Source organism: Enterococcus sp. AMC2644, assembly GCF_058216475.1.
The window spans coordinates 2,842,228-2,868,117 of sequence record NZ_CM177095.1; the positions used below are offsets into that span (position 1 = coordinate 2,842,228).

The 25,890-nt window shown below is 36.1% G+C and carries 23 protein-coding genes; 20 read left to right on the plus strand and 3 right to left on the minus strand.

Annotation, left to right across the window (positions count from 1 at the left end):
* Positions 1 to 340: 340 nt before the first annotated feature.
* Positions 341 to 1,369, minus strand: a complete 1,029-nt coding sequence (locus AC4BC5_RS13765; protein ID WP_490495930.1) for a zinc-binding dehydrogenase — start codon at positions 1,367 to 1,369, stop codon at positions 341 to 343.
* Between the two features lie 196 nt (positions 1,370 to 1,565).
* On the opposite strand from AC4BC5_RS13765, the gene AC4BC5_RS13770 reads away from it, so the two are divergent.
* The 15 genes from AC4BC5_RS13770 to AC4BC5_RS13840 all read left to right on the plus strand — a co-directional run bounded on the left by AC4BC5_RS13770 (position 1,566) and on the right by AC4BC5_RS13840 (position 14,574).
* Positions 1,566 to 1,832, plus strand: a complete 267-nt coding sequence (locus AC4BC5_RS13770) for a DeoR family transcriptional regulator (protein ID WP_490495931.1) — start codon at positions 1,566 to 1,568, stop codon at positions 1,830 to 1,832.
* Positions 1,833 to 1,856: 24 nt separating this feature from the next.
* On the plus strand, positions 1,857 to 3,722 hold the full coding sequence (locus AC4BC5_RS13775) for a BglG family transcription antiterminator (protein ID WP_490495932.1): 1,866 nt from the start codon (positions 1,857 to 1,859) through the stop codon (positions 3,720 to 3,722).
* Positions 3,700 to 4,164, plus strand: a complete 465-nt coding sequence (locus AC4BC5_RS13780) for a PTS sugar transporter subunit IIA (protein ID WP_490495933.1) — start codon at positions 3,700 to 3,702, stop codon at positions 4,162 to 4,164. The genes AC4BC5_RS13775 and AC4BC5_RS13780 overlap by 23 nt, the downstream gene beginning before the upstream one ends.
* A gap of 15 nt (positions 4,165 to 4,179) precedes the next feature.
* The gene (locus AC4BC5_RS13785; RefSeq protein WP_490495934.1) at positions 4,180 to 5,544 is read left to right on the plus strand and encodes a PTS galactitol transporter subunit IIC; all 1,365 of its coding nucleotides are present in this window, start codon (positions 4,180 to 4,182) and stop codon (positions 5,542 to 5,544) included.
* 28 nt (positions 5,545 to 5,572) lie between these two features.
* Complete coding sequence (locus AC4BC5_RS13790; RefSeq protein WP_490495935.1) at positions 5,573 to 5,851, plus strand: PTS sugar transporter subunit IIB; 279 nt, start codon at positions 5,573 to 5,575, stop codon at positions 5,849 to 5,851.
* 13 nt (positions 5,852 to 5,864) lie between these two features.
* Entirely contained in the window at positions 5,865 to 6,614 is a 750-nt protein-coding gene (locus AC4BC5_RS13795; RefSeq protein ID WP_490495937.1) for an SDR family NAD(P)-dependent oxidoreductase, read from the plus strand.
* A gap of 13 nt (positions 6,615 to 6,627) precedes the next feature.
* A complete protein-coding gene (locus tag AC4BC5_RS13800; RefSeq protein WP_490495938.1) occupies positions 6,628 to 6,900 on the plus strand; it encodes a PTS sugar transporter subunit IIB in 273 nt (90 codons plus the stop codon).
* A gap of 35 nt (positions 6,901 to 6,935) precedes the next feature.
* Positions 6,936 to 7,928, plus strand: coding sequence for a thiamine pyrophosphate-dependent dehydrogenase E1 component subunit alpha (locus AC4BC5_RS13805; protein ID WP_490495939.1), 993 nt, complete (start codon positions 6,936 to 6,938; stop codon positions 7,926 to 7,928).
* Between the two features lie 13 nt (positions 7,929 to 7,941).
* Positions 7,942 to 8,925, plus strand: coding sequence for an alpha-ketoacid dehydrogenase subunit beta (locus tag AC4BC5_RS13810; RefSeq protein WP_490495940.1), 984 nt, complete (start codon positions 7,942 to 7,944; stop codon positions 8,923 to 8,925).
* An 11-nt stretch (positions 8,926 to 8,936) separates the two neighbouring features.
* Positions 8,937 to 10,154 carry a dihydrolipoamide acetyltransferase family protein gene (locus AC4BC5_RS13815; protein ID WP_490495941.1) on the plus strand — a complete coding sequence of 406 codons (1,218 nt, stop codon included), beginning with the start codon at positions 8,937 to 8,939 and terminating at the stop codon, positions 10,152 to 10,154.
* Between the two features lie 17 nt (positions 10,155 to 10,171).
* Entirely contained in the window at positions 10,172 to 11,563 is a 1,392-nt protein-coding gene (gene lpdA / locus AC4BC5_RS13820; protein ID WP_490495942.1) for a dihydrolipoyl dehydrogenase, read from the plus strand.
* 172 nt (positions 11,564 to 11,735) lie between these two features.
* On the plus strand, positions 11,736 to 11,918 hold the full coding sequence (locus AC4BC5_RS13825; RefSeq protein ID WP_490495943.1) for a hypothetical protein: 183 nt from the start codon (positions 11,736 to 11,738) through the stop codon (positions 11,916 to 11,918).
* On the plus strand, positions 11,908 to 12,261 hold the full coding sequence (gene tnpB / locus AC4BC5_RS13830) for an IS66 family insertion sequence element accessory protein TnpB (protein ID WP_490495944.1): 354 nt from the start codon (positions 11,908 to 11,910) through the stop codon (positions 12,259 to 12,261). The genes AC4BC5_RS13825 and tnpB overlap by 11 nt, the downstream gene beginning before the upstream one ends.
* 121 nt (positions 12,262 to 12,382) lie before the next feature.
* Positions 12,383 to 13,951, plus strand: coding sequence for an IS66 family transposase (tnpC, locus tag AC4BC5_RS13835; protein ID WP_490495945.1), 1,569 nt, complete (start codon positions 12,383 to 12,385; stop codon positions 13,949 to 13,951).
* Between the two features lie 281 nt (positions 13,952 to 14,232).
* Positions 14,233 to 14,574, plus strand: a complete 342-nt coding sequence (locus AC4BC5_RS13840) for a hypothetical protein (protein WP_490495946.1) — start codon at positions 14,233 to 14,235, stop codon at positions 14,572 to 14,574.
* Between the two features lie 286 nt (positions 14,575 to 14,860).
* Here the strand turns inward: AC4BC5_RS13840 and feoB are convergent, their stop codons facing one another.
* Together feoB and AC4BC5_RS13850 are read right to left on the minus strand one after the other, a co-directional pair.
* Positions 14,861 to 17,005 carry a ferrous iron transport protein B gene (gene feoB, locus AC4BC5_RS13845; protein WP_490495947.1) on the minus strand — a complete coding sequence of 715 codons (2,145 nt, stop codon included), beginning with the start codon at positions 17,003 to 17,005 and terminating at the stop codon, positions 14,861 to 14,863.
* 3 nt (positions 17,006 to 17,008) lie between these two features.
* Positions 17,009 to 17,443 carry a FeoA domain-containing protein gene (locus AC4BC5_RS13850; RefSeq protein WP_490497560.1) on the minus strand — a complete coding sequence of 145 codons (435 nt, stop codon included), beginning with the start codon at positions 17,441 to 17,443 and terminating at the stop codon, positions 17,009 to 17,011.
* A 324-nt stretch (positions 17,444 to 17,767) separates the two neighbouring features.
* Here AC4BC5_RS13850 and AC4BC5_RS13855 point away from each other — a divergent pair, with 324 nt between their 5' ends.
* The 5 genes from AC4BC5_RS13855 to AC4BC5_RS13875 all read left to right on the plus strand — a co-directional run bounded on the left by AC4BC5_RS13855 (position 17,768) and on the right by AC4BC5_RS13875 (position 25,849).
* Positions 17,768 to 18,088, plus strand: a complete 321-nt coding sequence (locus AC4BC5_RS13855) for an ArsR/SmtB family transcription factor (RefSeq protein ID WP_490495948.1) — start codon at positions 17,768 to 17,770, stop codon at positions 18,086 to 18,088.
* Positions 18,089 to 18,103: 15 nt separating this feature from the next.
* Complete coding sequence (locus AC4BC5_RS13860) at positions 18,104 to 20,635, plus strand: heavy metal translocating P-type ATPase (protein ID WP_490495949.1); 2,532 nt, start codon at positions 18,104 to 18,106, stop codon at positions 20,633 to 20,635.
* 665 nt (positions 20,636 to 21,300) lie between these two features.
* Positions 21,301 to 22,044: a CPBP family glutamic-type intramembrane protease gene (locus AC4BC5_RS13865; RefSeq protein ID WP_490495950.1), complete on the plus strand. Its 744-nt coding sequence runs from the start codon at positions 21,301 to 21,303 to the stop codon at positions 22,042 to 22,044.
* A 1,029-nt stretch (positions 22,045 to 23,073) separates the two neighbouring features.
* Complete coding sequence (locus tag AC4BC5_RS13870; protein ID WP_490495951.1) at positions 23,074 to 23,610, plus strand: ComE operon protein 2; 537 nt, start codon at positions 23,074 to 23,076, stop codon at positions 23,608 to 23,610.
* Entirely contained in the window at positions 23,600 to 25,849 is a 2,250-nt protein-coding gene (locus tag AC4BC5_RS13875; RefSeq protein ID WP_490495952.1) for a DNA internalization-related competence protein ComEC/Rec2, read from the plus strand. Before AC4BC5_RS13870 ends, AC4BC5_RS13875 begins: the two co-directional genes overlap by 11 nt.
* Positions 25,850 to 25,890 lie beyond the last annotated feature (41 nt).

The following is a 25,890-nucleotide window of genomic DNA, read 5'->3' on the forward strand; positions in this document are numbered from 1 at the left end:
AAGAGGGGGGCTGAAAAACGGCATACAGTTGCTTTTATCTATGACGTGAGCGTGGATTGTTAGCAGACTTGGTTTATCCCCCTCAATCAAGAAGTATGATTATGAAAACTTGAATATTAGATAGTACCTATCCACGGAGGGAAAATGGATATTCATCGAAAAAAACGATCCTCAAATTCAACTAGACTATATTATTGGAGCGAAGACAAAATAAGCGCAAGCTTTTTTAGTAAAAGAGTTGCGCTCATTTTCTATTAATTTTTTATAACTGGTAAAAAAATCTAAGTTGCTTTTTTACTAAAATCAATGCTTCGATATTTACGGTTGAGCGGTCTATCAACTAAGGTTCCATCAGTATCTTTAATTCCTCACCGTTCATAGCTAAATGAAAAGCCAGTTCCCAATCTTTAAGTGGCAAGATGGCAGTGACAATGGGAGACAAATCCATCGTTGTATCTAAAAGCCAGTGAATTGCTGATTTCCAGGAACTTGGCTTCTGTGTGCGTGAACCAACATAGCAGATTTCTTTATGAATGAGATCATCCATATTAATCTCATTCATTACTGTAGCAAAAAGACCCTCTTGAATAATAGTCCCTTTCTTTTTAACAATTTGCATCGCTTGATGAACAGCGTGAATACTGCCAGAACATTCAAAAATTTGATCTGCTCCGATTCCCTCAGTCCAGGACTGGACAAATGCTTCGATATCATCATCTTGAACAATCAATGTGTGGGCAACGCCTAATTCTTTAGCCAAAGCTAATCGTTTTTTATCTTGTGATGTTCCTACCAATAATACTTCGACATCTAGTGAAACTAAAATGGCAGAAAGCAGGGCACCTATCGGACCAGGACCAAAAACGACAATTTTTTCGTTGGGAGCAACGGTTGTTTTTTCTTTGACCGCATGAATACAGCAGGCAAGCGGTTCTAACATCGCAGCAATCTTATAGTCAATTTTTTCGGGAATCAGATGACACCGATTTTCTTTAACAAGAACAAATTCTGCAAAACTACCATCTACCTGTGTCCCTAGTCCTCTTCGATCCGAGCAGAGATTGTATTCTTGTTCTCTGCAATAGATGCAGTTTTCACAAGTTTCAAAAGTTGTTTCGCTAACAACAATGTCTCCTACTTTATATAATGAAGAGTCATGGCCTATCTCAACAACTTCCCCGATAAATTCATGACCTAACGTTAAAGGTACTTTTTTGTTATATTCTCCTTTAAATCCATGGATATCAGAACCACAGATTCCTGTGTAGATTACTCTGATTTTTAATTCACCATCTAAAGGAAATACTTCATTTACATCAACTAAAGCCATTTGGTTGTAGCCTTCCTCTAATTTACGTAAAGCTTTCATCGTTAAATTCCTTTCTGTTTTCTTGTTATCTATAGTTATTTTTTTCTTGTATTAGAGGTGGTATTGAATTATAGTAGTTAGTTTAGCATGACAGTTATTTTTCCACTATCACAATTTTTTTGAAAGCGATATCAAAGTGATTGGTCTTGTGAAAAGTCTGAATATAGCGATAATTAGAAATGTAGAGGTGGTTACATTGAATAGAAGAATCAATAAAATTTTATTAGATATACTTAGAGCAAAAAGTGAGACCTTACAAAGATATGCGGAGTTATTCAACGTTTCGGAACAAACGATTCGAAACGATATCAAAGAAATCAATTTTTATTTAGAGAAAAAGCATGCAACTAAATTAATTATTGATGAAACTGGATTCTTAAGAATGTTAGAAGAAGTAGATTTAAAAGCAGTTTTGAAAACGTATTCTAATTTCCAGAATTATCGTTTATCTCAAAATGAATGACGTACCATTCTAGCCTTAATTTTAGTGACTAGTAGCGACTATATCACTACCTATTATTTATCAGAATATGTTTTAGTTAGCCGTAATACATTAGTTAGTGACATCGAGGAGTTGAAAAAATGGTTTGAACAAAATCAATTGGCATTAAGTTCATTTACTGGAAAAGGCTACAAAGTAATTGGAGATGAAAAGGGTATTAGAGAGGCCATGATGAAACTGATTATATCTAATGGCCTGTTTGATCAAGAGTACGATTATGCATTAGGATTTGAAGATAACATTTTTCAAAATTTATTATTAGACATCATTGATAAAAAAGCACGCTATCAAGAGATTGGTAAGCTACTACTGGAAATTGAAAAGCAACACTATGTTCAGTTGTCAGACTTTGCATATCAGGAAGTTGTTTGTTACCTACTGATTATGATTGAAAGGCTGCAATTAGGTTTTTCCATCCAAACACCAGAGACTGATTTTGATGTGAAAGCAAGTTCCAAATATGATTTTGCTTTGAGTCTTGCCAAAGAATTAGAACAAAAATATAATCAGCAAATTTCAGAAAAAGAAATTGCATCGCTCGTTGCAATTTTGCGAAGTAAAAGCTACATCAAAAATAATGGTCGGAAAATTGATTCGATTGAAATTCAAATTTTACTTACCGAATTTATTTTTAATATTTCTAAAGAATTGAATATCAAGTATTACCTGAACAGTGAATTGTTTGATTTACTTGAAAACCATCTTAAATTACTAATTTACCGAGTTAAATCAAATATCAATGTTCATAATGTTCTATTCAAGGAAGTTTATCAATCCTATTCAGCTATTTTCCCATTAGTGAAAAAATACTTGAAGAAAATTGAAGAATATTTGCAGACATCCTTAACACTCGATGAAATTTCTTTTGTCGTTATGTACGTAATGGCTATTTTTGAAACAAATGATGTTGCTACCAAGAACAAATCTTTGAAAGTTCGAGTCGTTTGTAATTCAGGTCGGGGAACAGCGCAATTAATTAAAGCTAAACTAGCAGCAACTTTTCCGAACATTGATATTATTTCAATCGATTCAACGCATATGTTAAGAAAAAATAATCCAACGAATCAAGATTTAATCATTACAACGGTACCGCTTCAATTTCCTTATTCACCAGTGGTATTAATTAATCCAATTTTAACGGAGAAAGATATTATTAAAATTCAAAAAACGATTTACCAAATCAAACCAAGAGAAATTATTGACCAAGAAATCAGCAATCAAAACAGGGATATGTTTCAAACCTTGCTTTCTCTCATGGATAAATACGTAGAAAAAGAGGAGCAAGGTGAATTTTTGAAAGATATTGAATCATTGTATTCTCCAACAATCACTCAATTAGCGCTAGATGAAACCGAGGTAGATCGATTGTCTGACTTGCTTACGATGAAAAGAATTGCTTTCGATGTTGAAGTTAGTGACTGGCGTGAAGCCATTAATGAAGTAGGTAAACTACTAATGAAAAGTGATTTGATTGAAGAAAGATATATTGAAGGAATGATAAAAGTCATTGAAGAGAATGGTTCTTACATTGTTATTTCACCAGGAGTAGCAATTCCTCATGCGGATGCTGCCAATGGTGCAATCAAATTAGGTGCCAGTCTTATACGGTTAAAAGAACCTGTTCATTTTGGACATCCGGAAAATGATCCAGTGCGATATGTCATTGCATTTAGTATTCCGGAAGAAGTGTCAATTGGTAAGTGTTTGTATTATTTTACAGAAATCCTAGCCAATGAGGATTTTCTTTCCAAAATGGACCAGCAAGAGACTGCAAGTGGCGTACTGTTAGCAATGAAAAAAATGGAAAATAAAGTGATGGGGTTGACTTATGAAAAAAATATTGAACGATGAAACAAAAAAATATTTATACTATACATTTGATGAAACAGATCAAGAACAGTTATTGAAGCAGATGAGTGAAGTCTTGATTCAAAAGAACTTTGTCAAAGACAGCTATCAAGAGGCAGTAATCGAACGTGAAAAAGAATTTCCTACAGGCTTACCAACTAGCGGCATCCATATTGCTATTCCGCATACGGATTGTATTCATGTAGAAACAGAAGGATTTTTGGTAGGAGTATTAGAGAACCCTGTAGAATTTGAAATTATGGCTACTAATGGTGAATATGTGAATGTTGAGCTTGTTTTTATGCTTGCAATTAAAAAACCTGAAAATCAAGTCTTTATGTTACAAAAACTGATTGCTCTTTGCCAAGATGAAGAAAAGTTAGTTTTATTAAAAAATGGGGAAAAAATAGAAGAAATAGAAAAACTGTTAAGCACAATCATCTAAAAGGAGGAAAAATGTATGTTAGAAATAATTAAAGGTGCTGTCAATTATGTGTTGGACTTGGGTGCAGCAGCAATGTTGCCGTTGATCTTAACGATTTTTGGCTTGATTTTAGGTCAATCGATTAGTAAATCATTTCGGGCAGGTTTGACAGTTGGTATTGGGTTTACTGGGTTAAATTTGGTTATTGGGTTACTCTCTGATTCTATCGGAACTGCATCACAAGCAATGATTGAACGTTTAGGTCTATCCTTAGATATCTTAGATGTTGGTTGGCCGATTGCAGCAGCAATTACCTTTGCAACACCAATTGCTGTAATTTTAATTCCAATTATATTTATTTTTAATATTATATTATTGAGTTTGAATCAAACAAAAACAATGGATGTGGATTTATGGAATTACTGGCATTTGATTTTTCCGGGTGCAATGGTTTATTATGCGACAGATTCGATTGTCATTGCCATTGTTGCAACACTAGTCAATGCGTATATTGTTTTCAAACTTGCTGACTGGACAGCACCAGCTGTTGAAAAATTCTTTGGCTTACCAGGGATTTCACTACCACATGGTGAAACCGTCAATTTTGCACCAATCACATATGCATTAAATAAAGTTTGGGATAAAATTCCAGGTATCAATAAAATTAATATCAATGCAGGAACATTGAAAGATAAGTTAGGACTTTTTGGTGAACCAATGATGATTGGTTTGGTCTTAGGTATTGGAATGGGCTTTCTCGCTGGTTACGACTCTAAGGAAATTATCCAATTAGGAATTCAAATGTCAGCAGTTATGATCTTGATGCCAAGAATGGTAGCGCTTTTAATGGAAGGACTATCACCGATTGCAGACGCAGCAAAATCATTCATTCAAAAACGTTTCCCAGGAAAAAAAGTTTATATTGGTTTAGATGCAGCCGTAGTAACTGCTCATCCAGCAATTATTACAGTAGCTTTGCTTATGGTACCAATCACTATTTTATTAGCCGCTATCTTACCATTTAATCGCTTGTTACCATTTGCAGATTTGGCTGTTTTGCCATTTACAGTTATTTGGTCAGTAGCAGCTTCAAAAGGGAATATTTTCCGCGGATTACTTAATGCAATTGTTTCTCTTTGCCTCGTGTTATTTATTGCAACAAACTTAGGGGCATTAACAACAACATTGGCACATGCGGTAGGGTTTGCTTTCCCAGAAGGCGCAACAATGATTTCGGGTATTGATATGAGTTCACATATTACACTATGGATTATGTTGAAATTGATTGATCCAAGTAATGTTCCTGCATTTGCAGCAGGTGTAATTGCTTTACTACTTTATGGAGGTCTATGGTTCTGGACTCGCAATGATATCAAAAAACAATTTGAAACAAAAGAATAAAAACAATACATGACAGGAGACGGTTTATATGAATAAAAAACACATTTTAATTGCTTGCGGTACAGGGGTAGCAACATCAACAGTAGTCAGTATGAGAGTACAAGAAGAATTGGCAAAAAATAATATTCCAGCAACTGTAGAACAATGTAAAGTTTCAGAATTACCATCCAAAGTTGCTAATGCTGATTTAGTGGTAACAACAACTTCTTATGAAAGTGACAGTATTCCTGTTATTCGAGCATTGTCTTTCTTAACCGGAATTGGCATTGAAGAAGATGTTCAAAAAATTGTTGAAATTTTAAAATAAGGATGTGACAGGTGTGAAAGATGATGAAAATCAAGTAGTAGTGGTCACTGGTTCGGCTAAAGGAATTGGAAAATCAATTGCAATCGCCTTTGCTAAACAGGGATATCATCCAGTAATTGTAGACTTCGATGAGCAAACGGGAGAAGAAACTGCAGAGGAAATTAGCAAAAAATATCATGTTCCATCACTTTTTGTCAAAGCAGATGTATCGAAAGCGGAAGAGTTAATAAACGTAAGGAATCAAGTAATTGAGCGTTTTTCACGAATTGATGTGTTAGTCATTAATGCAGGGATTAGTTATCTTCGTACGATTGATAAAATTAGTACAGATGAATGGGAACGCGTAATCAACATCAACCTGCATGGTTCTTTTTATACAGTAAAAGCATTCTATGAAGACTTTTTAACAAACAAAGGAAAAATCATCTTTGTCACATCTGGATCAGCCATTACAGGGACTGGGGGAGGCGCTCATTACGCTTCTTCCAAAGCTGGTCAACATGGATTAATGCGAACTGTCTCTAAAGAATTAGGACCAAAAGGAGTTAATGTCAATGCGATTGCTCCTCGTGTAATTCAAACTGAAATATTAGACCATTTATATCCAGATGAAGAAAGTAGACAAGAATTACTCAAGAAGATTCCAATTAACCGTATCGGCCAACCAGAAGATATTGCTAATCTTGCAGTCTTTTTAGCGAGTCCAGAAAGTAGTTATATTCACGGACAAATTATTTTAGCCGATGGTGGAAGAACTTATTAAAAGGAGAGATATAATGAAAACGGTTTTAGTAGCGTCAGGAACATCAGACAATAAAAGAAAAGCCGCCGTTGAGTTCATTCAGAATTATTTAGCGGAAAAAGGCATAGAAGTAACTGTGATTGGGAAAAGCATATACGAGGTTACAACTGTTGAACCAGAAGTAGATGCAGTGGTAGCGATTGGACAATTGAGTATTCAACCGAATATTCCTGTAATTGATGGGACACCATTTATTACAAGTTTTGGCAGAGAAAACTGTTGTGACAGTTTGATAGCAGCTCTTTAAAATTGATTGATCTATAAAGGAGAGAAGGAAAACAAATGACAATTTCAATACCAAATAGTGCGGGTTTGACAGATGAACAATTGAAAAATATTTATCGAGTGATGTGGGAAATTCGTTTTTTTGATGAAAAAGTCGATCAACTATTTGCACAGGGCTTAATTCACGGTACAACGCATTTAGCAGTTGGACAAGAAGCTACTGCTGCAGGTAGCGGGGCAGTTCTGCGAAAAACGGATTGGATTACCGCAACGCACCGGGGACATGGACAAACGATAGCTAAAGGAACCGACGTTAATGCAATGATGGCTGAACTATTCGGACGCACAACTGGAACTAACAAAGGTAAAGGCGGTTCAATGCATATTGCCGACCTTGATACTGGTAATTTAGGTGCCAACGGAATTGTGGGAGGTGGCTTCCCAATTGCTGTTGGAGCTGGACTAACCGCTAAAATGAAAGGTTGGGATCGAGTTGCTTTGGCTTACGCTGGCGATGGCTCAACGAACGAGGGAAGTTTCCATGAAGCTGTTAATTTGGCAGCTATCTGGGATTTACCAGTGATTTTCTTTATTGAAAATAATCAGTATGGCATGAGCGGTTCTGTGAAAAAAATGACTCGTGTCAAGCAGTTATCAGATCGTGCACAAGCTTACGGAATAGAAGGGGTGACAATTGATGGTAATGACTTGATGACCGTTATCGAGACGACCTATCAAGCTGTGGAAAAAGCTCGCAAAGGTGGCGGCCCTACATTGATTGAAGCTCTGACTTATCGTTGGAAAGGGCATTCAAAATCAGATGCCAAAAAATATCGTACAAAAGAAGAAGAAGAAAATTGGCGCAAAGAGAAAGATCCGATTCGTCGAGCAAAAGATACATTTATTGCAGCAGGAGTATTTACTGAAGAAGAAGCGGATGAAATTCGTAAAAATGCAAAACAAACCATTGAAGATGCAGTAAAATTCGGCGAAGAAAGTCCTGTAGTAGCCGTTGAAACAATGTACGAAGATGTTTACGCAGCAGAGTAGGAGGAACAGCGACATGAGAGAAATTACGTATGCAGAAGCAGTCAGAGAAGCTCTTTCTGAAGCAATGCGCGAAAGTGAAGAAGTATTTATGTTAGGTGAAGACATCGGGGTTTATGGGGGCGCGTTTGGTGTTAGTCGTGGTATGGTTGAAGAGTTTGGTGAAGAACGTATACGCTCAACGCCAATCTCTGAATCAGCAATCGCTGGTACAGCAGTGGGGGCTGCTATGACTGGTATGCGGCCAATCTTTGAACTTCAATTCTCGGATTTCATTACAATTGCTTTGGATCAAATTGTTAATCAAGCGGCTAAAATTCGTTATATGTATGGCGGCAAAGCTAAAATTCCTTTAGTAATGAGGACTCCTGGTGGTTCTGGTACGGGTGCTGCTGCGCAACATTCTCAAAGTTTAGAAAACTGGACTGCCCACATTCCTGGCCTGAAAGTCATTCAACCAGCAACTGCCTATGATGCAAAAGGACTTTTACATGCGGCTATTGAAGATGATAATCCTGTCATGTTTTATGAGCATAAATTATGTTATCGAACAACTAGTGATGTTCCAGAAGGCAAATACGTCATTCCAATTGGAGTGGCTGACATCAAAAAAGTTGGTACTGACATTACAGTTGTGGCAACTGGAATTATGGTACATAAAGCTTTGGAAGCAGCTGAGATTTTATCTCAAGAGGATATCCATATTGAAGTTGTGGATCCACGAACATTGGTACCACTAGATAAAGACACAATTATCCAGTCAGTAGTTAAAACTGGTAAAGCTGTTATTGTAACTGAGGCAGTTAAGCGGAGTGGTTTCAGTGCTGAACTAGCCAGCGTAATTGTTGAAAATGAATCATTTGACTTTTTAGATGCACCAATTATACGTTTAGCTGGCGCCGAAATTCCAATGCCTTATCATCCTGAGTTAGAGAAAAAAGCCGTACCTCAAGTTGAAAACATTGTAGAGACCTGTCGTAGCTTAATGTCGCATAATTAGGAGGAGAAAGAATGGCACATGAAGTCTTAATGCCGAAGCTAAGTTCAACCATGTCGGAAGGAACGATTACTGTCTGGTTGAAAAATGAGGGGGATTCTGTTGAGATTGGCGAAGCAATTTTCGAAGTGATGACTGATAAAATTGCCATCGAAGTCGAAGCTTATGAAGAAGGCATTTTATTGAAACGCTATATCGGAGATGGTGAAAGTGCTCCTGTGAATGCGGTTATTGCCTATATTGGTGAGGCTGGTGAAGAGGTACCTGGAGAAATGCCAGAACCACAAGCGACAGATGAAGAAAGAATAGAACAATCGGAACAAACAATTTCAGAATCAGTTACAGAATCTGGATTAGAAAAATATAACAATGTAAGAGCAACTCCAGCTGCTAGACGGATTGCTCGTGAAAAAGGACTGGACTTATCAGTAATTCAAGGAACAGGTCCAAAAGGGCGAATTCAAGCTCTAGATGTTAAAAATTATCAAGTACCTGATAGCTTATCAATAACAGCAGATGTGGAAGTCAAAGCTACCGAAGGAGAATTAATTCCTTGGAGTAGTATGCGCCAAGCAATCGCTAATCAGATGGTTGCTAGCAAAACGACAATTCCTCATGTAACCATGACGGCTGAAGTAGATATGACTAAAGTCATTGAAATACGAAAACAACTATTACCGATGGTGGAAGAACAAGTTAATGAACGGTTATCGTATTTAGAAATTATTGCTAAAGCAACTATGGTTACTTTAAAAACGTATCCGATTTTCAATGCTCATGGTTTAGAAGAAGGAATTCAACTCCATAAACATATTAATTTAGGAATCGCAGTTGCAATTGAAGAGGGGCTAGTTGTTCCTGTAATTCGACAAGCTGAACAAATGGGATTGAGTGAACTGACAAAAGCGATTAAAGAGAAAACAGCTAAGGCTCGTAATCGGCAACTGTCTCCAGCGGAAATGAGCGATGGAACGTTCACAATCAGTTCGCTAGGACGCAGTAAAGTTAAAACTTTTAATCCAATCATTAATGCACCAGAAGTTGCGATTTTAGGAGTCGGTGGCATGTACGATTATTTAGTTCGAGATTCAGAAAGTGGAGAAATTAGCAATCAATCCAGAGTCAACCTGAGTCTATCTTTTGATCATCGAGTTGTAGATGGAGCACCCGCTGCTGCTTTCCTAAGTCAAATTGTTACACTCCTTGAAAATCCATTAGGCTTATTGTTATAGGAAAGTGAGGACAAAAAATGGGGAAGAAAACAGAAACATTGGTCATTGGTTCTGGACCTGGGGGATACGTAGCTGCAATTCGAGCAGCACAATTGGGAAAACAAGTTACGATTGTGGAAGGGAAACACATCGGTGGCGTTTGCCTAAATGTTGGTTGTATCCCGTCTAAAGCGTTGATTCATGCCGGTCATATTTACCAAGAATCCTTACATTCTAACTATCTGGGGATTAAAAATACTCAGACTGAAATAGACTTTACTGCAACACAAAAATGGAAAGACGAGAAAGTTGTTCGTACCTTGACTTCAGGAATCCGCATGTTATTGAAAAAAAATAATGTGAAAATTATTGAAGGAATGGCACATTTTATTTCGTCAAACCAAGTTGCTGTAGTAACGGATGTAGGAAAAGAAACAATCGATTTTCAACAAGCAATCATTGCGACTGGTAGTCAACCAATCGAGATACCTGGCTTTGCTTTCGGCGGACGAATAATCGACTCTACCGGGGGACTGTCTTTAGAAAAGGTGCCTAAAAAGTTGGTGATTATCGGTGGTGGAGTGATTGGTTCAGAATTAGGCGGAGCCTATGCTAACTTAGGAACAGATGTAACGATTCTAGAAGGTTCATCACAGTTATTGCCAACCTATGAAAAGGATTTGGTTCAAGTTGTAGAGGCATCTTTCAAGAAAAAAGGAATTAACGTGGTGACTAATGCAATCGCCCAATCAGCTGTTGAAGATGGAGAACAAGTGAAAGTCCAGTATACGGTTAACAATCAGAAAAGCTTTGTATCTGCAGATTATGTGATGGTCACAGTTGGTCGTAAAGCAAATACAGCCAATCTTGAATTAGATAAGGCAGGTCTTTTAGCAGATAAACGTGGTCTGATACCAGTGAATAATCAGTATCAAACTAAACAACCACACATTTATGCAATTGGGGATATAGTTGAAGGACCCGCACTTGCTCATAAAGCTAGTTATGAAGCTAAAGTTGCTGCGGAGGCGATTTGTGGCAAAAATGTCGTTAAAGATTATCGTGTCATACCAACAATTTGTTTTACAGATCCAGAAGTTGCCACTGTTGGTTGGACTTTAAAAGAAGCAAAAGAAGCAGGAAAGCAAGCTGATATGGCCGTTTTTCCCATGCAAGCGAACGGACGGGCATTGTCACTAAATGCAACGGAGGGATTCGTACGTTTAGTTTTTGAGAAAGAAACAGAATTAATTATGGGTGGGCAAATAGTGGGAGTGGGTGCTAGCGATTTGATTGCAGAACTTACTTTGGCAATCGAATCCTGCTTGACTTTGGAAGATGTTGCACTAACTATCCATGGTCACCCAACACTTTCAGAAACGATTATGGATGCAACTGAGATTGGATTAGGTTTACCAATCCATATGTAAATGAGTGGTGTAAAGGTTTAATAAAATCTAACCTGTAAAAAAGTACTAGGAATGAACGACTTTTCGTCATTTCTGGTGCTTTTTAGTAAGCGCCGTATACCAGAGTACCTAAAAACAAAGTCCACCTTCGATTATACTTTGAGTACAAAGAAAAATCGGAGGTGGTTTCTTTATGAAGGAAAATCGAGAAGTGGTTCAAATCGCTTTAGAAAAACAAACGTCCAACAAACGAATGACACCTGCAAAAGTTGCGGTAAGAATTAAGACTGACTCACAAGATGTTTTTGTGTACAATGGTGCGAGTCAATATCTCGTACAAACTGTCTTGAAAGAATTGATGCCTCATGTTTCTTGATTACAAACAAGTCAGCCATCTGTTCATCGTTTGTGGAAAGACAGATTTACGTAAAGGAATTGATGGACTCGCGTCCATTGTTCAACACGAATATCAGTTAGATGTGTACGACAATGCCCTTTTTCTTTTTTGCGGGGGGCGACAAGATCGTTTCAAAATGTTGTATTACGACAAAGATGGTTTTATTCTTTTGTATAAGCGATTGGATCAAGGGAAATTACGATGGCCAAGAACAAAAAAAGAAGTTCGTCGGCTCACACACCAACAGATTCGCTGGCTATTAGAGGGATTGAGTGTTGATCAGCCACGAGCGATTCGTGCAGGAAAACAAGGTGTATTCTAGTCGAAAGAAAGAAGATGGAAAGTGCAAGAAACGTTGATTTCATGCGATTTACATCTTCTTTTTTTAGTATGTTCATGGTATAATAATAACATCAAAAACAAACAGAAAGTGGTGTTTATCGTTGTCAAATCAATCAAATGAAACTGATAAAAATAACGAAACAACCACGCAATTAGTCACCATGCTTCAAGAACAAATGACCATCAATCAAAAGCAACTTCAAGTAAACGAAGCACTCACACAAGAAGTGAAATTACTTCGAGAACAAATTGCTTACTTAACCAATAAACTGTATGGAAAATCCAAAGAATCGTTGCCGGAATCCTTGTCAGGGCAGTTAAGCTTGGATTTATTTGGCGAGCCTGTGGCTCCACCTTCCATTCAAGAAGAGGAAATTTCTGTCCAACCACATAAACGGAGAAAAGGGACAAAGGCAAAAAAGTTGAATGACTTCCCGACAAGGGAAGTCCATTGCGAACTAACTGAAGAAGAACGACACTGTCAACAGTGCGGAACAACCATGAGTGACATGGGTATAAAAAAAGCCCGCGAAGAAATTGCTTTTCATCAAGCCCGCATTGAGAAATTACAATATGTGCAACATAGTTATTGTTGTAAAGCATGTGAACGTGTCGGAGACACTTCCTTGAAAAAAGCACCTGTTCCTAAACCGCTTCTTTCCAATAGTCTAGCCTCTCCGAGTCTTGTCGCAGAAACCATGTTTTTGAAATTTAGTCAAAAAGTACCTGCTTATCGCCAAGAAAAGTATTGGCAACAATTACATCTAGATATTTCTCGAGACAATATCACTAACTGGCATATACGCGTAGGACAAGATTTTCTTTTGATACTAGTGGAACGTTTGCATCAAGAACTGGTGAAGCGAACCATTGCTTATGCCGATGAAACGACCTACCGAGTGCTAGAGAGTCAAAAACAGAACAATTATTACTGGGTGTTCAGCACCTCTAAACAAGATGAAGATCCGATTGTCCTGTATCATCATAGTGAATCACGAGGGAAGGATGTCCCAAAAGATTTTTTGAAGAACTTTCAAGGATATCTCCACTGTGATGGCTATTCTGTTTACGATGGTTTAGAAAACGTCACCCCTGTTCGCTGCTTGGCACATGTCCGTAGGAAATTCCACGAAGCATTACCAAAAGAACTGGGAGAAACGCTCCATCCAGCTGCCTACGTTTTGGATGCATTCAAAGAATGCTTTAAAAAAGAGAAAGCTTGGAAGGATCTTTTACCGGACGAGCGATTGGAAAAATGCTGGAAAGAATTACGGCCGTTACTCAATCAACTTTACGCCTATGTGGAGACGATTCCTGCCGTTCCTAAATCGAAGTTGGAACAAGCGATTGAATACATGTGTAAACATCGAGAATCAGTGGAACACGTCTTTGAGGATGGTCGCTTAGAATTAACGAACAACCAAAGTGAACGTTTCATCAAAGAACTGGTCATCGGTCGAAAAAATTACCTCTTTTCGTCAAGTTTAGCCGGTGCTCAAACTTCAGGTTATATTCTAAGTGTGATGAAAACAGCAGAATGGAACAAGTTAAATCCAACCCGATACCTTCAATACTTATTTGAAGAATTGCCCAATCTGCCGGTATTAACAGCGGATCACTTAGAAGACTATCTCCCTTGGTCGAAAACGGTCCAAGAAAAATGTAAATAATTGAAAAAGACGACTTTGCCTGATTGTATGATAACAATCGGGCTAAAAGTCGTCCAGGTACTCCACTATTCGGCGCTTACGCTTTTTAAGGTAAAATAAAAGAAAGTACAGCGCTATCCTGATACTTCCGAATTTCATCCTCGCAAGGCCCAAAAAATATACATAGACCCTAACATAAATCAACAAACTTTAGTAAAAGGAAACATGAGCCTTAACTTGTATTCAATATTAATGATGCTGAACGGATAATTAGCTCTGATTAAAGAGAGGAGTGCTATATTATGAGTGATAGAGATAAACAAAGGAAATTTGACCAGCAGTCGAATATAAAAAACAGCGATTTTGATCGTCATAATACCAATATGACTCGGCAAACCAATCCTATTGGTAAAGGTCAAAATTTGCTACCAACGGATAATAACTATCAAAAAGTAGAGACGAAAGATTTAATTTCTCGAGTTGTGAGTGTAATTATTGCAATCGGTGTTTATCTTTTAATAATGTTTTTGGGAAAAGTATTCCTACCAAAAGATATTTATATGAGTATGGCTTTTTTCATATTTGATTTAGCCTTTTCTATAATTGCAGCATATTTATTTTTTAAATTTAGAACAAAAGAATAAATGAAGCCTTTTTTGCCCATCAATTCTAAACAATTGTAAAATTAAATTAGGTAACTAAAAAAGAAAAAGCGGACAAAAATCACCGAATATCAGAGGGTGATTTTTGTCCGCTATACAGCTTTTTGTATCATTTTTTATAGTTAGTCAAGCTTAGTTTTCTTTGTCACTCTTGTTTTTGTAAGACAATCACTAGCACAATCTTCACAATGCCCATTGCCCTTAAGTTGTTTATAAATAATCCAAGCGGCAAGTCCAAAAATAAGTATCGATAAAAGTAGAGTAGCCATTATTTCCCTTCTTTCAAAATAGGTGTTAAGAGTGGTTGTGTATACTTCTTAGGTTTACGTACCAAACTATAAATCATGCTCATTAAAACCAAAAATGCAATAGCTGTACTAAACGAAATCGGTGCATGCTCTAAAATGACATGACCAAATTGGTAGAGAACAAAGCTGACAAAATAAGCTAATCCACATTGGTAGCCAATAGCAATCCATGTCCATTTACTATTAGCCATTTCACGGTGAATGGCACCAATTGCCGCAAAACAAGGGGCACACAAGAGGTTAAATAGTAAGAAAGAATAGGCGGAAAGTGCCGTAAAGTCATTGTGTAAGAGCGACCAAATTTCATTTCCGTTTTCTGAAATTGCGTTTAAATTACCGTATAGAATACCAAAAGTACCAATAACATTTTCTTTTGCAACTAATCCAGTGATTGTTGCGACTGCTCCTTGCCAATTTCCCCATCCTAATGGCGCAAACAGGGGCGCAATGAGTCGACCGAATGCTATCAACATGCTTTGGCTCTCTTGAACAGGCTGCAAAGCGAAACTATAGTGGGACGTAAACCAAATAAAAATACAAGAAACAAAAATGATTGTTCCAGCTTTTTTAACAAATGAACTACCACGAGCAAATGTTTGCTGGAAAACATTTTTGAACTGTGGAAAATGGTAAGTGGGTAATTCCATGATAAAGGGAGCAGGATCTCCAGCAAATAAAAAAGTTTTCTTTAAAGCAATTCCTGATAAAACAATGGCAGTTACTCCAATAAAGTAAGCAGAAGGTGCAACCCAACTACTATGAGGAAAAAAAGCACCTGCAATCAAAGCAATAATAGGCAACTTAGCTGAGCAAGGCATAAATGTGGTAATCATAATTGTTAAACGACGATCTTTTTCGTTTTCAATGGTTCGACTTGCCATGACTCCAGGGACACCACACCCCGTGGCAATTAACATTGGGATAAAAGATTTTCCTGATAACCCAAATTTTCGAAAAATTCGATCCATTACAAAAGCAATACGTGACATATACCCACAATCTTCTAGGATAGATAAGCAGAAAAATAAAACTAAAATTTGTGGAAGAAAACCTAATACAGCTCCAACACCAGCTAAAATGCCATCTAATATTAATGCTTGAAGCCATGGTGCAACAGCCCAAGAAACTAAAAGATTTTGAGTGTATTGAGGGAGGATATTACCAAATAATTCTTCGTTGACCCAGTCTGTACCGATAGTTCCGAGCGTTTGAATCGAAAGATAATAGATACTCCATAAAACAATAGCAAAAATCGGCAAGGCTAAAATACGATTGGTTACAACTCGATCAATTTTGTCACTAATATTTTCTTTGAATCCTTGTTCTTCAATCAGACATAAAGAAATTAGACGAGAGATAAATTCGTAGCGCTCATTAATTAAAATAGCGTCACTCGTATCATCAAAAATCATTTCAACAATATGGATGATTTCTGCGATTTCTTTTTTTTGGAAGGCATTTAATGATAGTTTTTCTTCAATAATTGGATCTTTTTCAAAGAGTTTGATGGCATACCATCGTGCCTGTTCTTTTGGAAGTCCGTCTAAGATATTTGTGATTTCATATAAGGCACTTTCAACTCGATCATCATAGGCAGGTGATAAACTGGCTTGTTCATGAGTGACAGATAAGCCTTTTTCAATTAAAGTATCCATTCCATTTTTTTTCAAAGCACTCATGCCGATTACAGGAACTCCTAAACTATAAGATAGTTTTTCTAAGTTCAAATTTCGTCCACTTCTTTTGACAATATCCATCATATTGATTCCGATAATAACTGGAAGTCCTAGTTCTAAAAGTTGCGTAGTCAAATATAAGTTACGTTCTAAATTACTGCCATCAACAATGTTTAGAATGACATTTGGTCGTTGTTCAGATAAATAATCTCTAGTAATAATTTCTTCTGGTGTATAAGGAGAAAGGGAATAGGTACCCGGTAGATCTTCTAAGATAATCTGTTTGTTTTTGCGATAGTAACCGGATTTTCGTTCGATGGTCACACCTGGCCAATTTCCTACTCGTTGTGAGGAACCAGTTAAATAGTTAAAGACAGATGTTTTTCCGCTATTCGGATTTCCAGCAAGAGCAAAATGATAAGTATTCATAACTCAATCCCCCTTTGATACTAAAATCATAGCAGCTTCATCTTTTCTTAATGTCAGTTCATAATTTCGAAGTGTCACTTCTATGGGATCGCCAAGAGGTGCCACTTTTTTTATTACAATCGGGATATTCTTTGTAACACCCATGTCCATTAAGCGGCGGCGGATAGCACCTATACCATATATACTGACAACTGTACCAGATTCTCCAACCTCTAATTGATCTAAAGCTGTCCAGTTCTGATTTGAACTGATTGTATCTACCCAAATATTTTCTAATAATTCTCTAGAAACAGCTAGTCGCGTATTCCTCAATAAAATAATTCCTGCTTGTTTATCTAATTTAATGAGAGCAATTTTATTTGATGTGCTAATTCCTAATTGCTGCAAATAATTTTTTGTTTTTGAGTCACCTGTGATTTTTTGAACTTGAAAAATCATATTCAAAGGCTGATTTATTAGTTGATTCACAGAAATTTCCTCCTTTTTAAGTCATATTATATGAAAATGAGAATCATTATCATAAGATTACGACTATTTTATGAGAGATGTCAAGAGCTAAAGTGAAAAAACTCACAAAATGTTTTTTATTTTATCAATAATGTATCTGCTTTTATGAAATTCAAAAAAGTCAGTTTAAAGATTGAATCTTTTTGTTAATGCTGTTGAAATTATTACAAAATATGGAACTAAGGGTTGATTATTAGTCAAAAAATGGTAATATGGATTCATATTAGTTTTTGCTAATATGAAAGAGGTGATTTTATGAACGACTACACATTACAATTGAAATTACTTCATGGTTTTTCCAACAAAACGAGGTATCAAATTTTACAAGTGTTGAAGAATGGGGAAGTAAATGTCACGGAATTGATTGAACAAGTAGATGGTTCCCAATCAAGTGTTTCTCAACATCTCGCCTGTTTACGCGATTGCGGTTTGATTCAAAAACGAACGGAAGGAAAGTATTATTTTTATTCCATTACGACGCCAAAAATTATTCAACTTATGGATTTTCTTGATGAAACGGTTCAAGATTTTCATTGGGATGGCGAAGTGATTGAATGTAAACACCATATGGCATAGAAGGAAGGAATGGTTATGAGTAAGGAAATGAAGACAAACTGTTGTGTAAAACAAGCACATCGAGAAAAAGAAGTGTGTTATCAAAATCAGATAAAAGTAGCGGCCGATTCCTGTTGTGAAGCCATTTCTTCATCCTCTGAATCAAATTGTTGTCATGAGAAAGAACAGCCTTCTTGTTGTAGTGAAAAACAAGTAGAAGTGGACGGCTGTTGCCATCATGATAAAGAATCAAAAGAAAACATAAAGCTTATCAAAAAAAACTACCAAGTTTCTGGAATGGATTGTGGCAGTTGCGCTTTAACAATTGAAAAAAGATTGAGGCAACTGCCCGGTATTGAAGAGGTACAAGTCAATTTTAGTACAGGAAAAATGAATATTGTTGTAAGTGATAATGAGATTCTGTACACCATTCCAAAACAAGTCGAAAAATTAGGCTATCAACTGGTTCAGACACCTTCAAAAAATGAACATACCTTAAAAGTGACTGGGATGGATTGTGGTGGTTGCGCGCAAACGATTGAGAAACATTTTTCTAAAATGAATGAAGTAGATAATGTTTCTGTAAGCTTTGCCAATGGTTCTATGGTGGTCGCACACACCAATTCTTTAGCAGAGATTCAAAAAGAACTAAAAAAGTTAGGGTATCAAGGGATTGTTGAGAAAGAACAAACAGCTATTGTTAAAAAAGGAAAGATTAATTCGGCCACTAAAAATTTGATTTTGTCAGGAATTCTTTTAATTTTGGGCTATGGTAGCTCAGTCTTTTCAATTAATCTTCCTGTTGCGCCATTCTTCTTTGCAGCATCTATGATGATTAGTGGTTGGCGACCGGCTAGAAGTGCTTTTTATGCAGTGAAAAGTAAGTCGTTGGATATGAATGTATTGATGGTTTCGGCAGCGATTGGCGCAGGGATTATTGGTGAATGGGGAGAAGGAGCGCTAGTTGTCTTCTTATTTGCGATTGGAAACTATTTACAAAATAAAGCTGTGGAACGTACACGCGGATCGATTCAAGGATTAATGGATTTAACACCTCAAACAGCTTTTGTAAAGAGTGGGACAACGTTTATTGAAATGGCGGTTGAGAATATTCTATTTGGTGATACTTTACTGGTAAAGGCTGGCGAAAGAATTCCATTGGATGGCTTGGTAACCAAAGGGAGTTCAATGGTGGATCAATCACCAATTACTGGAGAATCAATTCCTGTTTATAAAGAAGAACAAGCTGAAGTATTTGCGGGAACCATTAATCAAGAAGGCTCTCTAGAAATAAAAGTGACTCATTTGTCAGAAGATTCAACGATCGCTCGCATTATTCAAATGGTGGAAGACGCACAAGCTAATAAAGCTCCTTCTGAAGCGTTTGTTGATAAGTTTGCTAAAATTTATACACCGATTGTTTTTATTTTAGCTTTAGGGGTGATGATTTTACCAACCGTTGTTTTTCAAGCGGATTTTGCGACTTGGTTTTATCGAGGTTTAGAATTATTGGTGGTTGCCTGTCCTTGTGCCTTAATTATCTCTACACCTGTTTCGATTGTATCTGCCATTGGCAATGCCGCCAAAAATGGTGTCTTAATCAAAGGGGGCACTTTTTTAGAAAAAGCTGGCGAATTAACAGCGATTGCTTTTGATAAAACCGGCACGATTACAGAAGGCAAACCACAAGTGACAGAAGTATCTGTTTATGAAGGGACAAAAGAAACCTTCTTACAGATTTTAGCTTCTTTGGAAGGCCACACGACCCATCCAATCGGAAAAGCGATTGTTTCATATGTTGAAGAACAAGATCTGTCCATGATTGAATCCACTGACTTTCAAACAATTACAGGAAAAGGAATTGAGGCAACAATCAATGGGCAAAAATATTATGCGGGTTCCGCCAATCTTTTTGCCAAAAAGATGTTTAGCTCAACACATAAACAAGCAGCAGAAAATTTACAAAAAACTGGGCATACGATTGTTTTTCTGGGAACTGAATCACGCATTCTAGGTTTGGTTGGGGTGGCAGATAAGATTCGTCAAACATCAAAAGACGCTATCCGCCAATTATCTTCTGTCGGTATTCGAAAAACAGTCATGCTAACTGGTGATAATCAAGGCGCAGCACAAAAAATTGCTAACGAAGCTGGTGTTTCAGGTATCAAAGCGAATTTGTTGCCAGAAGATAAAGTCTCTGCGATTGAAGAATTAAAGCAACAAGAGGTTGTTGCCATGATTGGTGACGGAATCAATGATGCGCCTGCTTTAGCAGTAGCTGATTTGGGTATCGCAATGGGTGGTGCAGGGACCGATACTGCAATCGAAACAGCTGATATTGTGTTAATGGCTGACAATTTAGAAAAACTACCTTATACGATTGATTTGAGTAAACGTGCATTGAAAATTATTAAACAGAATATTATTTTTTCATTACTCATTAAATTGATTGCGCTAGTATTTATTTTTCCTGGATGGTTATCCCTATGGATTGCAGTATTAAGTGATTCTGGTGCAGCAGTTTTGGTCACATTCAATGCATTACGTTTAACAAGAAATAAAAAGTAATCTATTAAAGATACTTGTTTGAACTTTCGTATTTGCTAAATAGATAGATTAGAATATTGAATTTAAATGAATAGTATACTTAAAGCATTCGAAATATTGAATGCTTTTTAGTCTGTAAAAATTAAAGACGCACAAACTTTCAGTATGAACTGACATCTCGGTTGATCGACCAAAACCGTTCTTCTGATATTACGGAATATTGTGTTCAATGAGTGGATTGAACACATCCGCTTTTTGAACAATATTTTATAAAGCAGTGGACGATAGTCATCCGTTCTTTGATTATTCTGTAATACCTGAAGTTTTCTTGTGTGAATCGCGATGAAGTCAGTATAGAGTTTATTCATCGATTCAAAAAGTATCTCGATGAAAAGGCTCTTCCAATAATAGGTAAAACATTCAAGAAGAAACAATTCTTTTACTTGATTATTTAAACAATTAAATTTAAGCACAGGATTAAATTGTTAATAAATTAAAGACATTTCGAACCTTTGTGTAACGTAGCAATATTGTACCAGGCTTAGCTAGAAAATATTTTCATTGAGTTAGGATATGAAAAATGTATTAAACATTTAAAACGGAGCTTGATACAACGATTTTCTTTGGAAATTAAAGGATCAAAGAAACTTATATCAAAACATGATAAAATGAACAAGGGTGATAATATGAAACTAAATGAAGCAGATAAGCAAGTAGTCCAATATTTCTTAATAGTCTTAGTTAGTTCTGTTCCTTTTTATGCGCTCAACTTTCTTAACATTAAATTAGTTTTTGATCTTCCTATTAGCGCCTTAATGGTCTTGGTACCAACCATAAGTGCTTGTTATCTTACAAGATTTAAAGATAAGGAACTCTTCAATTTTCTAGATTTAAATAAAATAAAAAAGAAACAAAGCAAGTACTTAATCTTGTCCTTTCTCATCGTGCCTTTTTACTTAATAACAAGTCTTTTTATTATGCAAAAACCTAACGAATTGCCAAGTGCTAATTTAATTATGATTTTCTTTGGATTTGTTTTCTTTTTTATTGGAGCTATCTTTGAAGAAATTGGGTGGGTTAATTATGCAAGTAAAAAAATGATTAACAATAAGCACTCTGTTCTATTTACGGGGCTTTCGATTGGTTTAGTGTGGCAATTGTGGCACCTTGTCCCTTTCTTAATGCTGGGAACAAGTCTAGGTTGGATTTTCTTCCACTTTCTATCTGGGATAGGCTATCGACTTATCATCACTTATATATTTGTCAATACAAACCAAGCAATTTTTCCTGCAGTAATCCTTCATACGATGCTTAATTTTGTACCCGAACTTTTACCTGGAACTTATCAATCGTATAATCCACTAATTGTTAGTATCCTCGTTTGGGGGAGTATTATTTTGTTTTTCAAATGCCGTAATTTCAAACATTGATGTAGCAAAGCACTGAAATACTTCTTAATTCCATCTTAATAATCAATTCAATTAAAACCATAATAGGTAGATATTTCAAAAAAGAAGTATCTATTTTTTTATTTGAAAAAGGTGATACCACGATAACAGAAAATAAGGTCATTTAGAAATATTAGTAGTGCTTCAGAACATCTACAAATTTTTTACCAATAGATGGAATATTGATATTTTTACGTAATTAATAGGTGAGTTTGTTAAATTGGTGTTCTTTGAAAATTTCATAATACTACAGTAGGGGGAGAAACTTTATGAAGGACTGAATATTCATGCCCTAAACAAGTATTTGACTGAGATAAGAGACTGTAGACATTTTAATAGCTATGTATTGAGTCCGAGACAAGAGCTAAGGTGAGTTTTTATAATTTTTAAAATGAAAGACACAAAAATAGTTTTTTTAGATAGATATTTTGGTCTAGAATTTATACAAAAAAGAGAGTGAATGTGGTAACATTTGGCTATTGAATAATTTTTAACTAGCACAAGTTTACGAATGAGTGAATTAGTGGCTTTAAAAGAAACTGACGTCGATTTTATGACTGGGAAGCTATAATGAACAAAACTCTCGTATCTCACGATCTAAGGGGTGAGGAGTACGAAATAAATGCACCTAGAAATACCAGTTATAGAATCATTACTTTAGATAATTGAAGTGTAGAAGATCTTAGAAGAATGTAATATAACCTTAACAGGGATGAAGATTTACATAAAAGAGACTAGGGTGAACTTTATCTGGAATATACGATGAAAAGTGGTCGAAATATTGGTAAATCTCTTTATTGGAAGAATCATACTTCACAACCTACTAGATACACGCATAGTTCTTATCTTGTAGAACAAAGTGTACCGATACGAGCAACTATGCGGAGAGTGGGACACAAAATTAACAACTCTAGCGATGTCTAATCAAATAACAGAACAGATGCATCGTTTGCATCGTTTTTTAATTGATACGTTGAATAGTGTCCAAATCAAAAATAAGGGAGAATTTGAATGGAAGAGAATATTAGAAAAAACTATGATATCAACGGTTCAAGCGGTTTTGTAAAGGCGGAACACGAACGTATCCCCTGGAACCAATATTTTATGGCTCAATCGGTCTTATTAGCGCTACGTAGTACGTGTACACGTTTAGAGGTGGGAGCTACGCTAGTTAAAGACCGACGAATTATCGCTGGCGGCTATAATGGTTCGGTTAGCGGAGACCATCATTGTATTGATGAGGGTTGTTATATAGTAGATGGCCATTGTATTCGTACCATCCATGCCGAAATGAATGCACTGTTGCAGTGTGCTAAATTAGGGATTTCGACAGAAGGTGCTGAAATTTATGTTACGCATTTTCCATGTTTGCCGTGTACAAAAGCAATTTTGCAAGCTGGGGTAAAAAAAATCTATTATTTAAACGATTATCGCAATAACGAATACGCAATGGAATTGATTAAACATGTTGGTGTAGAAGTTGAACAAGTACAACTAGAACCCAAATATTTTGAGAAACTTTCATTTGGTGGATTACATGGTCACTAGCCAAAAGTATGCTTGGAAAAACCAATTAATATTTCCGTTATTATGCGTCATTAGCTTTCTATATGCATGGATATTAAATCAACCTTTCTTTTTAGTAGCGGGTTGTTATTTCCTAGGAATTATTTGCTGTAAAAAACAAGTAACATTAGTGTTACTCGCTGTTTTTTGCAGCTTTTTTGTATTATTGAGAGAGCAACAAACAAAATTACCTCCAGTTCCTTTTGAAAAAGAGTTAGTGAAAGACATTCAAGTCTTTCCGGATACGATTCAGTTAAATGGCGATTTGGTAAACTTTGAAGGAGTTGTTGTTCAAGGAAAAATTAAAGGCCAATATAAGGTCTCTAGCAAACAAGAAAAAGAACGTTGGCAAACTCGGAAAAATTGGTCAAAAATTATTAAAGTTCGCGGCTCTTTTCAAGCAATAGAACAACAACGAAATCAACATGGATTTGATGCACAATGGTTTTATTTCTCAACTAATCAATTAGGAACCTTTAAAATTGAAGAGATTCTTTCTGAAAAAGAAGCCTCTGGTCTTTCAGGATTACGTAAGATTCGAGCGGAGTGTATTGATTGGCTAGAAAAAAAATTTCCTGAAAAAATTTCTACTTATTTTCTAGCTTTATTGGTGGGATATAAAAGTCGTGATTTCCAAGAAATTCAAGATATTTATAGTAGCAGTGGAATTCTACATTTTTTTACTATTTCTGGCACACATGTGTATTTATTTTACGGTTGGTTTTTACGGCTCTTACGTCGAAGTCGATTAACATTTAGTGAATTTAGTTTGATTAGTTATTTGGGTGTTTTTTTCGCTATTTTTTTATTTGGACAAGAGGTAAGTGTTTTGCGTGCCTCTTTGTTATATTTAATAAATTTATTTTTCAAAGAAAAGCAAATTTATTTATCTAGTATGGATCGCTATAGTATCGTATTATTTTTATTGTTACTACTGGAGCCTAAAATATTATTACAATTTTCAGGTATCCTATCATTAGGAATGTCATGGTTTATTTTGATTCAAAATTACGAAGATAATCGTTTTATTTCTCAACTATGGCGTTCTCAAGTAGTTTCTATATTAGCTGCGCCAATTTTTATGTATTTTTTCTTTGAGCTACCTTTATTGGGGGGCTTACTAACTACAATCTGTGCGCCTTTTTTTAACGTATTTTTACCATTGGCTTTATTGCTTTGTGGTCTGACTTTTCTTGGAGTACAAGCTGATGGATTGATAGATATGTTGCTTTTAGTCATTCAAGGCTTCGAAAGTTTATTGAGCTTAACAAAATCTATGGTTTGGGTAACTGGTCAACCAAGTCTGATTAAAGTTGCTGTAAGTTTAATTGCTAGTCTATTACTTTATTACCATCACAAGAAATGGTTGTTTGGTCTTCCTGTATTATTGTTAATACTGGCTCAACTTATATCGTTTGAGACTTCTGTTTCATTTGTGGATGTTAGTCAAGGGGATAGTACAGTTATTCAAAGCCCGTTTAAACAAGAAGTATACGTTATTGATACAGGAGGAAGACTGTCCTTTGAACAAGAAGAATGGCAACAACGAACATATCGTGCAGGAGCAGAGTATACCTTATTACCTTTCTTAAAAGGAGAAGGTGTGCGTCAAATTGATGGGTTATTTCTTACACATGGCGATGCAGATCATCTTGGAGACGCTGCAAAGGTTTTCGAGAAGATTTCAGTAAAATGGGTGTATGTCGGTAAAGGAAGTCTTCAGCATCCCAGCATTCAGCGTTTAGCCAAGCAACTACCCAAGAGGACTAAAATTCGAGAAGTAGAGATGAATGAAGTCATCGGAAAGCGTTTGCCGTTACAAGTATTAGCTCCTAAATACGGCAAAGGTGAAAACGAGGATTCACTCGTATTAACTACTACGATTCGAGGTATGCGTTTTTTAATGACAGGAGATTTAGGCAAAGATGGGGAACGAAAGCTCTTGAAAGACTATCCAAATTTAACTGTTGATGTAATGAAATTAGGTCATCATGGCAGTAAAACATCAACAGATAATCAATTTATTAAAAAAATTCAGTTGAAGCAAGGAATTATTTCGAGCGGTAAAAATAATCGTTTCAATCATCCACATCCAGAAGTACTGGAGACATTGGCTGAAAATCAGGTTCGTGTTTTTAGAACAGATCAATCGGGAATGATTCGCTATTTATGGGGAATAAAAGAACCAAAACCATATGTGTGGTTAGCGAAAGATTACTAGCATTTAAACGTGCTTCGTGGTAGGATATCCAATGAAAGATT

Excerpts from the sequence above, each read along its gene's own strand:
- AC4BC5_RS13765 (WP_490495930.1), bottom strand. The coding sequence starts at position 1,369 with ATGAAAGCTTTACGTAAATTAGAGGAAGGCTACAACCAAATGGCTTTA.
- AC4BC5_RS13790 (WP_490495935.1), top strand. The coding sequence starts at position 5,573 with ATGAATAAAAAACACATTTTAATTGCTTGCGGTACAGGGGTAGCAACA.
- AC4BC5_RS13785 (WP_490495934.1), top strand. The coding sequence starts at position 4,180 with ATGTTAGAAATAATTAAAGGTGCTGTCAATTATGTGTTGGACTTGGGT.
- AC4BC5_RS13860 (WP_490495949.1), top strand. The coding sequence starts at position 18,104 with ATGAGTAAGGAAATGAAGACAAACTGTTGTGTAAAACAAGCACATCGA.
- AC4BC5_RS13865 (WP_490495950.1), top strand. The coding sequence starts at position 21,301 with ATGAAACTAAATGAAGCAGATAAGCAAGTAGTCCAATATTTCTTAATA.
- lpdA (WP_490495942.1), top strand. The coding sequence starts at position 10,172 with ATGGGGAAGAAAACAGAAACATTGGTCATTGGTTCTGGACCTGGGGGA.
- AC4BC5_RS13840 (WP_490495946.1), top strand. The coding sequence starts at position 14,233 with ATGAGTGATAGAGATAAACAAAGGAAATTTGACCAGCAGTCGAATATA.
- AC4BC5_RS13780 (WP_490495933.1), top strand. The coding sequence starts at position 3,700 with ATGAAAAAAATATTGAACGATGAAACAAAAAAATATTTATACTATACA.
- tnpB (WP_490495944.1), top strand. The coding sequence starts at position 11,908 with ATGTTTCTTGATTACAAACAAGTCAGCCATCTGTTCATCGTTTGTGGA.
- AC4BC5_RS13825 (WP_490495943.1), top strand. The coding sequence starts at position 11,736 with ATGAAGGAAAATCGAGAAGTGGTTCAAATCGCTTTAGAAAAACAAACG.
- AC4BC5_RS13855 (WP_490495948.1), top strand. The coding sequence starts at position 17,768 with ATGAACGACTACACATTACAATTGAAATTACTTCATGGTTTTTCCAAC.
- AC4BC5_RS13875 (WP_490495952.1), top strand. The coding sequence starts at position 23,600 with ATGGTCACTAGCCAAAAGTATGCTTGGAAAAACCAATTAATATTTCCG.
- AC4BC5_RS13850 (WP_490497560.1), bottom strand. The coding sequence starts at position 17,443 with ATGATTTTTCAAGTTCAAAAAATCACAGGTGACTCAAAAACAAAAAAT.
- AC4BC5_RS13805 (WP_490495939.1), top strand. The coding sequence starts at position 6,936 with ATGACAATTTCAATACCAAATAGTGCGGGTTTGACAGATGAACAATTG.
- feoB (WP_490495947.1), bottom strand. The coding sequence starts at position 17,005 with ATGAATACTTATCATTTTGCTCTTGCTGGAAATCCGAATAGCGGAAAA.
- AC4BC5_RS13815 (WP_490495941.1), top strand. The coding sequence starts at position 8,937 with ATGGCACATGAAGTCTTAATGCCGAAGCTAAGTTCAACCATGTCGGAA.
- AC4BC5_RS13810 (WP_490495940.1), top strand. The coding sequence starts at position 7,942 with ATGAGAGAAATTACGTATGCAGAAGCAGTCAGAGAAGCTCTTTCTGAA.
- AC4BC5_RS13870 (WP_490495951.1), top strand. The coding sequence starts at position 23,074 with ATGGAAGAGAATATTAGAAAAAACTATGATATCAACGGTTCAAGCGGT.
- AC4BC5_RS13800 (WP_490495938.1), top strand. The coding sequence starts at position 6,628 with ATGAAAACGGTTTTAGTAGCGTCAGGAACATCAGACAATAAAAGAAAA.